1 pseudogene is annotated in these 304 nt (G+C 54.9%); it reads left to right on the forward strand.

The features are described from left to right. Nucleotides 1-72: 72 nt before the first annotated feature. A pseudogene (locus HWX36_RS36800) lies at nt 73-304 on the forward strand (hypothetical protein); the annotation flags it as partial.

The raw sequence follows: 304 nt of genomic DNA on the forward strand, positions 1-304 counted from the left end.
GTGTTCATTTACTTCTCGCCACATGATCGGGTGATGGGCTCGACACCGCTTCAAAGCATCGGCTGGAAAGGCATGGACAAGAACCTGCCTGATCCGGATCAGCCTCACTCGTTCGCAAAGGTTGACCCTTTCGCCAAGTACAAGGGCGTGCTCTATCAGCGCCAATTCATGCGCTCGTCTGAAGTGGGCGGTACACCCAACGCGGATACCCCTCGATACCCATCCAAGGGGGGAGGACCGTGGAATCCCAAACCTCCAAAAATCATGGGCATTAGTGACGAGCTGACTTCCATCGATCCGAAAG

The sequence above is a fragment of the Burkholderia sp. BCC0405 genome (assembly GCF_902833075.1).
Classification (GTDB): domain Bacteria; phylum Pseudomonadota; class Gammaproteobacteria; order Burkholderiales; family Burkholderiaceae; genus Burkholderia.